Here is a 15,006-nt window from a genome sequence, read left to right as displayed (position 1 = left end):
GCCGGTGCGGATGGGTCGGCAGCGGTGCCGGGGCACCACCGCCGACTGCCTTCAGAAGTCGCGCTTGTAGAAGATGTCCAGGGAACTGGCCAGGCCGCTGGCGGCTTCCAGGTAGACCTTCTTGCTCAGCAGGTAGCGCAGCGCGATGGTGTTGGCCGGCTCGAACACGCCCACGCCGTAACGCAGGCTGAGACGGTCGGAAAGCTGCCCGCTGGCGACCACGCTGGTGCTGTTGCCGGTGCCTTCGGTGTCCAGCTGGAAGTCCTGGATGCCCAGGCGCTGGGCGACTTCGCCGGTCAGCGGCGCGCTGCCGGCCAGGCCGAGCGCCAGGGCCGCTTCGCCGAGCATGTTGCTGTCCTCGCCGCTGGACATCGGCCGGCCCAGCACCAGGTAGGACAGCGCCTGCTGCTGACTCATGGCGGGCTCGGAGAACACCTCGCTGCGCGGCTGCTCGGCATTGCCGGTCAGGCGCAGGCCAGCAACCACGTCGTCGACCTTGCGGATCGCCTCGACATCGAGGAACGGCTGGTCGATGGGCCCGGCGAACAGCAGGCGCGCACGGCGGATGGTCAGCTTCTGGCCGTAGGCGCGGTAGCGGCCGTTGTTCAGGCGCAGTTCGCCGCGGGTGTCCATGTTGTCGCCGATGTGCACCTGGCCCGCCAGCTCCGCGTTCAGGCCGAAGCCGCTGAAGGTCAGCTTGTCGCTGCCGACCCTGACGTCGATGTCCATGTTCAGCGCAAGGGCGCTTTTCGGCTCCTGCTTCGCGCCGACGATCACAGTGTCGTCGGACACCCTGACCGTGGACGGCGGTAGCTGGCGAATGGTGATGGCGCCGCGCGGGACCTGCACCGAGCCCGAAACAGCGAGCCTTTCACCCGCCATCTGCACGGTGAGATCAGGCTCCACCTCGAGGTTGGCGTAAGGCTCGACGGTCACCGGCAGGCGGCTGCCGCGCAGCTTCACGTCGACATCCAGGCCACTGAACCAGGCGATGCGTCCGGACAGGCTGCCGTTGCCGTGCTCTCCGGCCTTCCAGTCACCGCTCAGGTCGACCTGCTCGCCGGCGATCCGCGCGGTGACCTGCAACTGCTCGAAACGGGTCGGCAGGTCGCCGCCGGAGATTTCACCATCGTTCAGGCGCAGCTCACCATCCACCCGTGGCGCCAGCAGGCCGCCGGAAATCTGCCCGCTGCCGTTGAGGTGGCCTTTCAGGGTTTCCACCATGGGCGCGAAGGGCCGCGCCACGGAGATGTCCAGGCCATTGAGGCTGAAGGTGCCGTTCACCGGCTTGGCTTGCGGCCGTGGGTCGAGCTGGACCTGGGCCTGCAGGCTGCCGAGCTTGTCGCCCTGGAACTGCAGGCTGGTGTCGATGCGCCTGGGCGTCAGGCGGCTCTCCAGCTGCAGGCGCTGGTAGGGGAAGTCGACCCACTCCTCCTGCTCCTTGATCCGCAGGGTGCCGTTGTTGGCATTGACCAGGATGGAGCCGTTGGGGCCGCTGGCGGGCAGGTCGAGCTGCACGTCGCCGTCGAGCTTGCCCTTCCAGGCGAAGTCCTCGGGCAGCCAGCGCGCCAGGCTGTCCAGCGGGAACTCGCGCAGGTGCATGCGCAGGCGTGGGTCGGGCATCAGCCGCTGGTCTTCCATGCACAGGCTGGCGGGGCCGGAAGCCCAGCAATGGGCGCCGAGGTTGATCCGCCCGTCCGCCAGCCGTTCCAGGCGTGCCGGCTGTTGCAGGCGCCAGTCCTGGCCGCCGCTCTGGATGTCGCCTTTTGCCAGCCGCCCGCGCCAGTCCTTGCCGTTCCAGTTGCCGTCCAGGCCGAGGTCGAGCACTACAGGCTTGCCCTGCAGGTTCAGGGCAAGCTGCTGGCGCTTGAGGTCGCCGCTGCCCTCGAGCTTGAGCACGCCGAAATCCGTTTCGCCGCTGTGCAGGCCCTGGGCTGTCAGGTTGACGCGACCACGCTGGCCGGCGTCGAGGGCAGCCGTCAGGTCCAACGTGCGCAGGCCCAGGTCGGCGTAGGCGACGCGCTGGCCATCGAGTTTCAGTTGCCCTTGCGGCGCCTGCAGCGTGCCGGCCAGGTCGAGCTGGCCGTTGAGACGGCCGAACAGCTGCGGCCACAGCTGGCCGAGGCGATTCAAGGCAATGTCCAGGCGGCCGGACAGCCGCTGGTCCAGCGCGGCCTGTCCGCTGATGCGGTTGTCGCCCAGTTGCAGCAGCAGGCCGTCGACCTTCCACGCCGGCCCCGCCGCCGTGGCATTGGCCCTGAAGGTGGCCGGCTGGCCACGCAGGCGGCCCTGCAGGTCGAGGTTGGCGTCGAGGTTCAGCGCCTCGCCCTTGAGCGAGCCCTTGCTGCGCAGCGGCCCGCCGAGGCGGCCGGGCATCTCGGCGAGCCAGTAGGCCGGGTCGAGGTCGGACAGATCGAGCGCCGCGTCCCAGGTCACTGCATCGGCGAAACCGACCTTCAGATGCCCTTCCGCCTTGCCCTGCCCCGCCACCAGTTTCAGCGATGGCAGGAAGACTTCCGCGAGGTTGCCCGACACCGGGCTGGCCAGGGTGAAATCGCCGGCCGGTCCCTTGAAGGCGCCGTCGAAGTTGCCCAGGTAGGCGCCGTCGTTGTAGCTCACTTCGGCCTTGAAGGTGTGCACGCTCACCGGCGGCTCGTCGATCTCCGGGTACAGTCGACGCCAGGGGAAGTCCAACCAGTCGAGCTGGGCGTTGGCGGCAAAAGCGTCCTTCCAGTCCAGGCGGCCGGTCAGCGCCACGCGCTGGTCCTTGGCGGTGCTCAAGTCAAGCGCGGCGATATCCGCGCCCTCGGCGTCGACCCGACCGCGCAGGGTCAGCACCACCGGGGTTTCCTCGGCGGGCAGCACGGCGGCGCCGGCCAGCTGATAGCCATCCTTGAGGTTGCCGCTGGCATTCAGGCGCAGCTGGTTCAGCGTCAGGGTGTCGGGTAAGGAAGCATCGGCCTTGAAGCCGTCGGCGGTGACCAGTGCAGTGGCCGGCAGGTTCTCCGCCAGTGGCTGCAGGTCTCCTTCCAGGTTGCCGTTCAGGTAGCCACTGCTCTGCGCCTGCAATTTGAGGTGGCCCATCAGCTCGCCCTTGGCCTGCAGCTGCAGGGTCCAGGGCTTCTCGCCCGGCGCGGGTAGGCCAAGCGTCCCCTCGGCCTCCAGCGGCCAGCCCTGGGTCGGCTTCAGCAGGCCCTTGAGCGACAGGCTCAGGCCATCACGGGCAAGCTTCACCGAGTCGATGTGCAGGCCGTCGTGGTCCCAGTGCGCGACCAACTCGGCGTCACGCAGCTGTTCCTGGCCATTGAGCAGGAAGCGGCCGATGCGGATGTCACCCAGCTCCAGTGACAGCGGCAGGCTCAGGTCGGGCAGCTCGACGGGGCCGGACGATTCGCTCGGCTCGCTCGGTGGCAGGGTCAGCAGCACTTCGTTGGCCACGACCTTTTGCAGGCACAAGGTCATGCGCAGCAGGCAGTCCGGCGACCAGTCGATCTGTGGCTGGTCCAGTACCAGGTGGGTGGCACCGTCGGTCCATTCCAGGCGTTTGGCGCTGAAGCCGCCGGCCAGGCGGCCGTCGAACTCATCGACGCTCAGGCCCGGCACCCAGCTCAGCACGGTGCGGCTACCCGCAGGCGTGCCCAGCAAGGCGCCCACCGCGATAACCAGCAGCAGGATCAGCCCGAGCAGGCCGCCCAGGCTCCAGCGCAGCGCGCGCATCCAGCCCGCGCGGGTCACAGTTCAGGCCCCATGGAGAAGTGCAGGCGGATGCCGCCGTCCTCGTCCAGGCCATCGGCGAGGTCCAGGCGCAGCGGGCCGACCGGGGAAATCCAGCGGATGCCGATGCCGACGCCGGTCTTGATCGAGGGGAAGTCCAGCGAGTTGAACGAGTTGCCCTGGTCGACGAAGGCCGCGACGCGCCAGCGCTCGGCGATGGGATACTGGTACTCGACGCTGCCGGCGACCATGTAGCGGCCGCCGATGCGGTCGCCGTCGGAGTTCTTCGGCGACAGCGTCTGGTAGTCGTAGCCACGCACGCTCTGGTCACCGCCGGCGAAGAAGCGCAGCGACGGTGGAATCGCGCTGTAGTCGTTGGTGGCGATGCCGCCGACCTGGATGCGTCCGAGCAACCGCTGCCCTCCCCAGAAACTGGTGACGCCCTTGGCCATGGCGTTGACATGGGCGACGTCAGCGTCCGCCAGCAGCCCTTCCTTGGCGCCTTTCACCTCGAATTGCAGGCGATAACCTTTTCCGGGGTCAATCTTGTTGTCGGCTTCGAGGATCGAGTAGCCGATGCCCGGCATCAGGAAACTGCTCAGGCCCGAATCGTCGCCCAGCTTGTATTCCTCGCGCTGCCAGTTCAGCGAGACGACCCGCTGCCAGCCGCTGTCGAGCTTGTGGTGCCACTCGCCGCCGAGGGTCAGCAGCTTGCTCTCGGTGTCCACCAGGTCTTCGTACTGGTAGCCGCTGGTGAAACGCAGCTTGTCGGTGAGCGGCGGGTCCAGGGGAACTTCGTACCAGGCGCCGACGTTCTGCCGGGGCGCGGAAACCTCCGCCTCGAAGCCCAGGCTGTGGCCCTGCGGGTTGACCCAGTGGCGGGTCCAGGTGGCCCGTGCACGGGGCCCGACGTCGGTCGAAAAGCCCAGACCGAGGCCCATGGTGCGCGGTTTGCGCGCCTCCAGGTGAACGTTCACCGGCACCACTTCACCATCGGCGTTGGTCGGCGCGGCATCCACCCGTACGCCATCGAAGTAGCCGCTGGACTGCAGGGCCTGGTTGAGGTCAGCGATCTGTTCGGAATCGTAGTCGGCGCCTTCCTTGAACGGCACCATGCGCTGCAGCAGGTCCTCGTCGAAGGGGAAATCGCCAGCGAATTCGACCTTGCCCAGGCGATAACGCGGCCCGCTGGCGTATACCAGCTCGATGTCCGCCACGCCGGCTTCGGGGTCGATGCGCAATTGCTGCTGGGTAAACTGGCCACGGAAGAAGCCAAAGCGTGAGGCCTGGTTCTGGATCAGCCGCTTGGCGTCCTCGTAGGCGCCGTGGTTGAGCTGCGCGCCGGGCTTCAGGGCGTCGCCACCGGGCACCCGGAAGCTCTTGAGCTGGGCTGCCGGGCCTTCGACTCGCACGGTGACGTTACGCAGGTGAATGGGCTCGCCGGGCCGGACGTTGATGCGCAGGGTCGGCACCTTGTCATCGGTCACCCGGCCACGGATGCGCGCCTGGTAGTAGCCCAAAGCCTGGGCGGCCTTCTGCGCCTGCTCAACGGCATTGCGCCGGAATCTTTGCAGGGCCGCCTGATCACGCTCGCCAAGGCTGCCCAGATAGGCCTCGATATTGGCCTTGAGCGCAGCATTGGCGGGGGTGATACGAACGTCGAGATGGGCTTCGGCTGCCAGGGCCCTCTGCAAGCAGAAGGCCAGTACCAGCAGCAGCCCAAGCAATCCTTGGACAACTCTCATGGCGCGAAATGCTAGCACGGGTTTTCCCCGTATTGCCTTCCTTCAGGCCGTAGGAGGCGTCTGAGGATTCAAAGCATCGGCTATCCCGCCGACACTTTCACCGCCTCGCGGCCATGGGTGGGATGGAACAGCACATGCTCGCGAATCGGCCCCAGCGCCACCTCTCCCAGCTCTTCGTAACCGTGGCGCCGGTAGAATTCCAGGTAGCGGGCATTTCCCGTATCCAGCACCAGCCCCTGGGAGCCGCCGTCCTCGGCGCACCAGGCATGCAGCGCATCGAGCAACTGCTCGCCCAGGTGCTTGCCCTGGAACTCCGGGTGCACGCCGATCAGCGGCAGGATGTGATAGGGCCCCGGCGGCAGGCAGCCGAGCACGGCGGCGTGGTAGTCCAGGTAGCGCCGGGTGCAACCCAGGCCGGTGGTGAGCAGCATGCGCATGCGCCAGAACCAGCTCTCGGTGACGTCCAGGCGACGTTGCGGCGGAACCACCAGCGCCACCCCCACCAGACGGTCCTCGATCAGCAGGCCGATGGCCGGCAGCTCCTCGAGGAAGTGCTGGTTGACCAGCTCGCGGACGGTCGCCCGCACGCGTTGGTCGAAACCGGCGCGGTCGGACTCGAACAGGTAGGCGAAGGTGGGTTCGTGGCGGTAGGCGTGATAAAGCAGCGAGCGGACTTCACGGCTGTAGTTGCCGTCCAGCAGACGGACTTCGGCGAGGGTATCAGGCATGCGGACGCCTCTTCGGGTGAGTTCTTCTTATGGTTATGAGTCCAGCCACAAAACCCTAGCAGCGCCTCGCCGGGGTCGCCAGGGTCGGCCTACCTGGGCTAGCATCGTACTTTTGCCAGGGCGCCCAGGATGAAAATCGTCTCCTTCAATATCAACGGTTTGCGCGCACGTCCCCACCAGCTCCAGGCGATCATCGAACGCCATCAGCCGGACGTGATCGGCCTGCAGGAAACCAAGGTCGCCGACGAACAGTTCCCCCGCGAGGAGATCGAAGCCCTCGGCTACCACGTGCATTACCACGGGCAAAAGGGCCACTACGGCGTCGCCCTGCTCTCCCGCCAGGAGCCGCTGGAACTGCAACGCGGCTTCCCCAACGACGGCGAGGATTCCCAGCGCCGCTTCATCTGGGGCACCTTCAAGGACGCCGACGGCCAGCCGATCACCGTGATGAACGGCTACTTCCCCCAAGGCGAGAGCCGCGACCACCCGGTGAAATTCCCCGCCAAGCAGCGCTTCTACGCCGACCTGCAGGACCTGCTGGAAACCCGCTTCCAGCCCGACCAGCCGCTGGTGGTGATGGGCGACATCAACATCTCGCCGGAAGATTGCGACATCGGCATCGGCGAAGAGAACCGCAAACGCTGGCTGAAGACCGGCAAGTGCAGCTTCCTGCCGGAAGAACGCGAATGGCTGGCGCGCCTGAAGGGCTGGGGTCTGGTGGACAGCTTCCGCCTGCAGAACCCGAGCGTGGACGACCGCTTCAGCTGGTTCGACTACCGCAGCCGTGGTTTCGAGGACACGCCCAAGCGCGGCCTGCGCATTGACGTGATTCTCGCCTCCGAGGCCCTGCGCGGCCGCATCGCCGAGACCGGTGTGGACTACGACATCCGCGGCATGGAAAAGCCCTCGGACCACGCGCCGATCTGGCTGCAGCTGAAGTAATCGCCCTGAACGAAAAAGCCCGGCCAATGCCGGGCTTTTTCATTTGTCGGTGAGCGATCAGGCTTCCTCCGCACCGGTTCCGACCGTCTTGCTGATGGCGCTGTAGGTCGTGTTGAAGCGCACGGTCTCGTTGAAACCCTTGACGATGGCGCCGAAGCGCTCCTTAGCGTCGAGCAGTTGCTTGAAACGATCCGCCAGCTCACCACTCTGGCGCTGCAGGCCAGCCTCGCGGTCATCCAGCTCCTGAACCCGCGCACGCAGCTGGTTCTGCTGGCGGTCGATGCTCTGCTGCTCCTGACTCAGTACCTCGGCGCGTTTGGTGGTCGCACGGTCGCGGCTATCGACGGTTTCCGCCAGGGCCTGCAAGGCCGTGCTGCGTTCGGCGAGAACGGTGGCATTGTGTTCGGCGACGCGCTCGATGCCTTGTTTCTCTTCCTGCAGGCGTTGTTCCTGCTGACTCAGGCGCTCCTCCCGCTCTGCCAGCTGGCGCTCGCGCTCCAGTGTCGCCAGACGGCGCTCCTCGAGCGCCTCGCGCATCTTCACGATCTCCAGCTTCTGCTGCGATAGGCCGTGCGCCATGCCGGCCAGCGAGTCGAGGGTGGACTGTACATCGTGCAGGACGCCGTCGGTTTCGAGCGCCGAGGATTGGCGCACGGTCATGGCGGATTCCACGGGCACCCGGTGGTTCGCAGCTTCGGTGGTGACGGATTGGGCTTGAGCGTTCATGTTGAGGTCTTCCTCGCGGGAAAAGTGGGAATCTGGCTGGCTGGCGTGCGCAACAGAGGCATCGGTAGCCAGGTTGCAGTCGGTATCGGGCATCGACGCAGTGAGCTGGAGCGAATCGAGGAGCATCGCCGCGGCTTCGGAGTCGGACACCTCCAGCGCGTGCTCGCTGCTTACCGGCGGAAAGATGGCAACGGCGCCGGCTTGTTCCGCCGACACCAGCCCCGAACAGGCCGAGGCAAGATCGGCGAGGTCCCGTTCAAGGTTCTCGAAGGCGCCCTGGGACTGCGCAGCCTCAAGCGGTACAGCCGACACGGCGGCACCGCCCTGGATCGGGATGTATCCCACCAGGATGCTGGGCCGATCGCGGCTCTCGGTTGCCAGGGGCAGAGGAGCCCGGAATCCGGAATGCCCCTCGTCGATGTCCGTAGAAAGAATGGCGAGTTCCTGCTCGGACAGCTGAGGAGCGGTCACGATTGACAAGCCGTTCTCCTGATGTCCTTCGAACCGCTTCGCATCTGAAGTCATGAAACGTCCTACCCTGAGGGTGGTCAGCCACACCTTCTCTGCACGCCGCACGACAAGTCGAACAGGGGCCAGAGACTCGGTGGCGATGCCCCTTCGTAATCAAGGGCGATCAGGCCGACGGGAAGAGCCGATGGGCTGCCCCATACTTTCCCGATGGGGGAAGTACAGGACAGGTTGCAGGAAGAATTCTTACAACCCTGCGCCGCAGTGAATGTCAGTTTATTCCTGCATGAGCGAAGGAAAACTACGCAAGGCCGCCTGATCGATTCGGCCACCCCTGAGCGGCTACAGCCTTCCGGAGGCGGAGAGCACCGCATGGCCCGCAGCCGCTAGAGCAGACCAATCTCCTCGCTGATGCTGAACAGCTCTTCCAGGCTCGAGGCCGACAGCTTCCGCATCAGCTGCCTTCTATGCTGACCGATGCTGGGCCCCGATAAAGCCAGGACCTCCGCCAGCGAGGCTACCGAACGCCCACGGCGCAGCCCATGCAGTACGGCAACCAGGTGGGTGGGGAGAACCAGTGCTGACTCCAGCCGGGGATCTCCAGCCAGTGGCAATCGCTCATGCTCGGGGAAGACCTTGCCACCCGCGAGTACGGCGTCGACGGCCCGACCGATCAGGGCTGGGCGGTCGTCCATCAGGAGAAAGCCCGAAACCCCGATGCGAATCGCTCGTTGAATGTTCAGCGGTGACCCCAGGCTGGAGCAGACCAGCACAGGAGTCGAAGGCTTGAGCCGGCCGTCCCGCCGAAGCATCGTGACCAGCTCCATGCCATGAATGTCAGGCAACTCCAGGGTCACCACCAGCAGATCGCAGTCGCTATCGTCCAGGCTGTTCAAGGCTTGGCGAGCGTACTTGAAGTGCACGTCACACTGATGGCCGTGGTCCAGCAGAAACCGGCGGATCGTGACGAAATCACGCCGCGACGGTTCGATGAGTACTATGCGGGCCATGTTCCTCCTTGCAGCGAAGGCCCCGCGGGCCACGTGCGACATGGCGTATCGAAAGAATCCACCGCAGCAATCGTTCCCACAGAAGTGTCATTGAACGGCTACCCCAGCGAACACGCCGCTGGCGCAACGGACGGAGCCGGACCATTCCGTGTCTCGGCATCCCCTGTTGCGCCAGTGCCCCCACTGCGGCAGATACACTCGACCGTTGCGCCCAATGGCGCGCCAGCCGCTCCGGTCACTCGTTGACCGTCTTGGAAATGGCCGACAGGGTGCTGTTGAACTGCACCGTCTCGTTGAAGCTCTTCACGATGGCGCTGAACTTGTCCTTCGCGCTCTGCAGTTGCTTGAGCCGAACGCCCAGCTCCTCACTCTTGCGCTTGAGGGCACTCTCCCGCTCATCCAGCTCGCTGGCACGGGTACGCAGGTTGCCAGCCTGTTCATCGATACGCTGCTGCTCCAGTTGGATCGACTCGGCACGCTTGATGGTGGTCCTGTCGCGCAGATCGACGGTCTGCGCCAACTCCTTGAGTGCCTCGCTGCGCTCGGCGAGCAGGCGATTGTTCTCTGCAGCCATGCGGTCCAGATTGGTCTTGGCCTCCTTGAGATGACTCTCCAGCTGCAGGAGGCGCTCTTCCTTGTCACCCGCCAGGCGCTCGCGCTCCTGCAGCTGGTTGTTCCACTCCTCCAGCTCTTCCTGCAGGCGACCTGCCGCCTGCTTCTGCTGGGTCAGCCCCTGGGCCATGCCCGCGAGAGAGTTGAGGGTGCTTTGCACATCGGACAGCACGTCGTCCGGGTCGGCTTCAAGCTGGGGCACGCTCAGCGTGGCCGCCACTTCCTGCAGCTCCACCGACGTGATGGGGGCGGTAGCAGCCCGGACATCGGCATCGTTCGACTCATCGCGCATTTCGGTCATTTCAGTTTCCTTCTGGATAAAGATTCCCCGAAGCGCCGCTTCAAGGGTGCTGTCGTCTGCCTGCAGTGCCTCGGCAGCCGAGGGGGCGGGAGCAGCTTTCGCAACGTCTGGTTCGGCAACCGGCTCCACTGGCACGGCCGGGGGGGCCTCGTGAATGGCATTGGCCGCCGCCAGTGCAGCCAGGGCATCCTCCAGGCTCGCGATCATCGGTTCGAATCCGAACTCGTCTGCAGCTCTGCCCCCCTGGATTGCTTCGTGCACTTGTACCTCCGCCTGCATGGGCTCCCAGTGCATGACGGTTGCCGGGTTTTCCGTTTCGGACTGCACGGCCACTTCCACGACTTCCGCCTGCGGCTGCTCGGCCGCCACCTCGGCCACCGGTGCGTTCACTTCAACGACCTCCGCCACGCCAGGACTCTGTGCGGCAGGTTCCGACTCCACGGATGATCGCGGCCGAACGACCGCTTTTCTGGCGAGGCGCACGTCACTGACAACGATGGCCGGGCCCTTCGCTTTCAGCGCTTCCACCGCAGCCTCGTGTTCCGGTTCGGGCACTTGCTCGGGGCGGGTTTCGTCCTCTACGTCCATCACCGATGCAGCTGCTTCCGGCTCCTGTGCAGCGCTCCCCACTGGTAGCTGAGGCGGCTCCACAGGCTCCTGGGGCAGCGGCTCCCGCACGACAGTTTCCGGTACATCCACGACCTTCTCCTCGGCAACCGCCGCAGTTTCAGCAGAGTCTTCATGCTCGGGCTCGCTCTCTGGCGCTTCCGGCATTTCGTTACGGATCACTGCTTCCTGAAGCGGTTCGACAACTGCCACGACTGCCTCGACGAATGCCGTCCGTGCGGGTGCTACGGTGGACTCCAACGTGCCCTCCTCGATCACCGGCATGGGCGACGCCACCGGAGCGACGGTTTCCAGCGACAACGACTGCAGTGGCTCCACATATTCCTGAGCGTCCGGCACTGGCTCAGCGGCGATGGGCTCATGCTGCTCGGTCATGACCGGGGCATCCGTCACATCTACGGTCGGTTCGACCCGTGGTTCAGCAACCGGAAGCGGCACTTCGAGCGCCGAGGGCTGCTCGATTTCCTGCACAGGTATTGCCGGACCGGGACTTGGGCTCTCCTGCGGCTCCGGCGATTCAAGGCGCAGGAAGTCCTCGTCCACGGACTCCGACACAACGCTGCCAGCCATGGCAAGCGCATGCAGTGGGTCAATAACGCCACTGGCAGCGATGGCAGGCGGCTCACCGTCCCCGGAAGTCGCGGTCTCGGTCTCGGTCTTTTCGGCCTGTTCGGCGGCGCTGTGGAGCCTCGACTGCCGGGCGAAATTGGCGAAGTCCAGGATCATCTCGGTGGCCAGTTCGAAACCCAGATCTTCGATCCTCGTCGGCGTGTCTTCGTCGTCTTCCGGTTGCCTGAGCACACTCACGGCAGCAGGCCGCACGCCGAGCATTCCGGCCCTGGACAACAGATGCAGCCAGGAGCGCAACGGCTGTAGCGGCAGGTGGATACCCTGGAAGGTCAATGACCGAGGGGAAGGCAAGCTCAGTGCCCGGCGCCGCCAGGGACGCCCCCAGGAAGCGGCGGAGGCGACATGCAGGGCCAGGGCGGTGGGCTTGACGCGATGCTCGGAGCCAGCCGGAGCTGGCGCGCTATGGGATTGGGTCATGGTCACTTTTCCGGCGGGACGTTGAAACGGCGCAAGTTTCGCTTGGCCGGAATGCGGGTGTTATCAGGCTTTCCTGATGAGCCGGGAGATTTTTCCTATCACTTCCTCGACACCCCACTCACTCCGACTCCCACGGACGCAGGCTCAGTCATGGCTCCAGTGACACGCGCTTTTCCTGGCTGCCCTGCGCCTGGAAAAGCTCCGCACGACTCCCGCCAGGTCCAGCAGCGTCACCAGGGCAAACAACGGGACCACCAGCATGAGCATCGAAGGCGCCGTCGCCAGCGTCCTGTCCGGCGCCATGACCAGGGAGCCGGCCATCAGCGCCGCCAGCAGGATGAGTACCAGCTTCATCAGGACCGACGCAAAATCGAGGATCTCGTCCATCTCACTCTCCGGCATTGCGGAATCGAGCGACCTGTATAGCCTCGGTGGAACGGATCCGTAATCGGAAAGCTCCGACAACTCGCCAGTCATGTCTGAAGGCAGCGGCGCCCGCCCTGCACGGCAGTGAAGCGTCATATCGATGCAATGATTTCGACTTAATCTGCCGCGCCAACGATGCCTCAAATGGAAGTTGACCCATGCAGTACAAGTCGAGCCCCAGCGATGCCCAACCCTGGCCCGTCACCATCGCCTGGCTCACCATCGCGTTCATCTGCTACGCATTCCCCTGGTCGGCATTCGCCGCCCTGCCCTCGTCCCAGGGCAGCGAGCCGGTGCTGCGTATCCAGGGTTCCAACACCATCGGTGCGCACCTGCTGCCAGAGCTGGTGAAGGGTCTGCTGGTCAGCGAGGGCTACACGGACGTCAGCGCCAAGCCGGGCAAGGCAGAGAACGAACAGCGCCTCATCGGCCGCAGCAAGGACGGCAAGGAGGCCATCATCGACCTCGCCGCCCACGGCTCCAGCACCGGTTTTGTCGCCCTCAAGGACAACAGCGCCGAACTGGCCGCCGCCTCGCGCCCGATCAAGGACGCCGAGGTCGCGGGCCTGTCGGCGTCGGGCAACCTGCGCAGCGCCAAGGCCGAACAGGTGATAGGCATCGACGGCCTGGCGATCATCGTCAATGCAGCCAACCCGCTGGACGAACTGACCACCGATACGCTGGCGAAAATCTTCTCCGGCGAGGTGAAGACCTGGGAAGAAATCGGCGGGCGCGGCGGTGCCATCCGTCTGTATTCCCGCGACGACAACTCCGGCACCTTCGATACCTTCAAGGAGCTGGTGCTCGCCAGCCACGGCAAGGCGCTGGCCAGCGGCGTGCAGCGGTTCGAGTCCAGCGATCTGCTGTCCGCCGAAGTGAGCAAGGACCCGCAGGGCATCGGTTTTGTTGGCCTGTCGTCGATCCAGAAGTCCAAGGCCCTGCGTATCGCTGATGGCGATTCCCAGGCCATGCCGCCGTCGACCACGCTGATCGCCACCGAGGACTACCCGCTGTCGCGCCGCCTGTTCCTCTACATGAAGCCCGAGGAACCGAACCGCTGGGCACGCGCCCTGCTGCAGTTCGCCCAGGGCGACAAGGGCCAGGCATTGGTGAGCACCAGCGGCTTCGTCGGCCAGCGCGTGCAGGCGGTGAAGATGGCGCCGCGCGCCAGCATGCCGGAGAACTACCAGGCCCTGGCGCGCGACGCCGAGCGGCTGTCGGTGAACTTCCGCTTCCGCGAAGGCAGCGCGACCCTGGACAACAAGGCCCAGCGCGACATCGACCGCCTGATCGCCTACCTGCAGCAGAGCGGCAAGATGGACAAGCAGGCAGTGCTGGTCGGCTTCGGCGATCCCAAGCAGGACCCGGCCCGCGCCGAGCTGCTCTCCAAGCTGCGCGCCATGGCCGTGCGGCGCGAGCTGGCGAAGGAAGGTGTGATGTTCCGCGAGATCAGCGGCATGGGCGACGCCCTGCCGGTGGCGGCCAACAGCGATAACGACGGTCGGGTAAAAAATCGTCGCGTGGAAGTTTGGGTTTACTGACGACCGGGGCGCCGGCCGCCAGGTCGTGCAGCTCCTTGAAACAATAAAAAGCCCGGCCATAGGCCGGGCTTTTTATTGTTTCAAGGAACAGGCTTAGTGCTTGGCCGGCACCAGCAGTGGCTGCACCGAAGCATCGAAATAGGCCACCGACAGGGGATATTCCTGGCCCATCAGCCTGCCTTCGCCGAACCACAGCACATCGCTCTGCATCAGACGCAGGTTGGTGCCGTCGAAGTCGAAGAAACTGCCATCGCTGCCGCGGAAGACCAGCGCGCCTCCGCCCAGGCGCACGACATCGAAGCGCACGCCGTTGGGCATCTGCGCCTTGACCCGCTGCAGGTAGACCGGAGCCAGGCGGGTGAACAGCTGCATGGCCTGGTTGCGGTACTCGCCCAGCGTCAGGCCGGGCTCGCGCTGCAGCTGGCTGGCGATCAGCGCGAAGATATCGGCGTTGGCGCGGGCCACGGCCAGTTTCACCGGCAGCACCAGGGACAAGGCCTTGGTATCGAGTTGCTGCACGGTGCTGGGTTTGGCCTCCGGCTTGGCGCCGGGCTTGGCTTTGCCGGCCGGCGCCTTTTCCGTTACGGCGACGCTCTTCATGTACTCGTTGGCATCCGGCGCGAGCATCACGCTGGTGGCCAGGTAGGCGGCGCAGGCAATGGTCTGGCTGGTCTTGTCGCCGTTGACCAGCAGGGACAGCGGGTTGCCGGTCTTGGGCAGCTTGGCCGGGTCGATACTGCGCTGGCCCAGGAAGGTGTTGACCTGGCCCTGGGTCAGCTCGCCACGGACCAGGCCACAGACCTGGCTCATGATCTGCGGGTCACGCTGGCCGTTGAAGGTCGGCGTCAGGCTGAACACCGCGTTGCGGATGATCGGCAGTGCCGGCAGGTTCAGACGCACGGCGTCATTGCCGGCGGCGGGCGGGGGGTTGGTGGGCGGCGAGACGGCGGGTTGTTGCGCGGCATCAGGGGTGTGCTCTTGCTGGCAGCCGGCCAGGGCGGCGGTGCAGATCAGCAGAGCGGCGATAAGGGGTTTGACTTGCATGGAGAGTGACCTCGGTACAGGAGTGGCCCACCGGTAGCGTTGTACGCGGTCCCTCGGTATCTCATTCCATGGGGG

General features: G+C 65.6%; 10 protein-coding genes. 2 read left to right on the top strand and 8 right to left on the bottom strand.

From position 1 onward, the window contains the following. Positions 1-51: 51 nt before the first annotated feature. The 3 genes from ABKS89_RS11990 to ABKS89_RS11980 form a co-directional block, all read right to left on the bottom strand. Entirely contained in the window at positions 52-3,717 is a 3,666-nt protein-coding gene (locus ABKS89_RS11990; protein WP_348589413.1) for a translocation/assembly module TamB domain-containing protein, read from the bottom strand. Positions 3,718-3,731: 14 nt separating this feature from the next. After that, positions 3,732-5,459 carry an autotransporter assembly complex protein TamA gene (locus ABKS89_RS11985; RefSeq protein WP_242015425.1) on the bottom strand — a complete coding sequence of 576 codons (1,728 nt, stop codon included), beginning with the start codon at positions 5,457-5,459 and terminating at the stop codon, positions 3,732-3,734. 80 nt (positions 5,460-5,539) lie between these two features. Further along, a complete protein-coding gene (locus ABKS89_RS11980; protein ID WP_081516669.1) occupies positions 5,540-6,187 on the bottom strand; it encodes a GNAT family N-acetyltransferase in 648 nt (215 codons plus the stop codon). Positions 6,188-6,316: 129 nt separating this feature from the next. Between ABKS89_RS11980 and xthA the strand changes: the two genes are divergently transcribed. Next, complete coding sequence (gene xthA, locus ABKS89_RS11975) at positions 6,317-7,129, top strand: exodeoxyribonuclease III (protein ID WP_045208108.1); 813 nt, start codon at positions 6,317-6,319, stop codon at positions 7,127-7,129. Positions 7,130-7,186: 57 nt separating this feature from the next. Here xthA and ABKS89_RS11970 read toward each other — a convergent pair whose 3' ends face one another. From ABKS89_RS11970 to ABKS89_RS11955, 4 genes are all read right to left on the bottom strand, one after another. Then, a complete protein-coding gene (locus tag ABKS89_RS11970) occupies positions 7,187-8,335 on the bottom strand; it encodes a hypothetical protein (protein WP_348589391.1) in 1,149 nt (382 codons plus the stop codon). Between the two features lie 374 nt (positions 8,336-8,709). Continuing rightward, entirely contained in the window at positions 8,710-9,333 is a 624-nt protein-coding gene (locus ABKS89_RS11965; RefSeq protein WP_138216658.1) for a response regulator transcription factor, read from the bottom strand. 235 nt (positions 9,334-9,568) lie between these two features. After that, positions 9,569-11,920, bottom strand: coding sequence for a coiled-coil domain-containing protein (locus ABKS89_RS11960; RefSeq protein WP_348589392.1), 2,352 nt, complete (start codon positions 11,918-11,920; stop codon positions 9,569-9,571). 144 nt (positions 11,921-12,064) lie between these two features. Then, the gene (locus ABKS89_RS11955) at positions 12,065-12,307 is read right to left on the bottom strand and encodes a hypothetical protein (RefSeq protein WP_348589393.1); all 243 of its coding nucleotides are present in this window, start codon (positions 12,305-12,307) and stop codon (positions 12,065-12,067) included. A 197-nt stretch (positions 12,308-12,504) separates the two neighbouring features. Between ABKS89_RS11955 and ABKS89_RS11950 the strand changes: the two genes are divergently transcribed. Then, complete coding sequence (locus tag ABKS89_RS11950) at positions 12,505-13,887, top strand: substrate-binding domain-containing protein (protein WP_138216661.1); 1,383 nt, start codon at positions 12,505-12,507, stop codon at positions 13,885-13,887. Positions 13,888-13,980: 93 nt separating this feature from the next. On the opposite strand, the gene ABKS89_RS11945 is transcribed toward ABKS89_RS11950, so the two are convergent. Continuing rightward, positions 13,981-14,931 (bottom strand): hypothetical protein, encoded by a 951-nt coding sequence (locus tag ABKS89_RS11945; RefSeq protein ID WP_348589394.1) that lies wholly within the window; start codon positions 14,929-14,931, stop codon positions 13,981-13,983. Positions 14,932-15,006: the final 75 nt, after the last annotated feature.

The sequence above is a fragment of the Pseudomonas sp. LABIM340 genome, assembly GCF_040017195.2.
GTDB lineage: Bacteria > Pseudomonadota > Gammaproteobacteria > Pseudomonadales > Pseudomonadaceae > Pseudomonas.
Note: the sequence above shows the minus strand (reverse complement) of the source record. Positions and strands in the feature narration are given on the sequence as shown.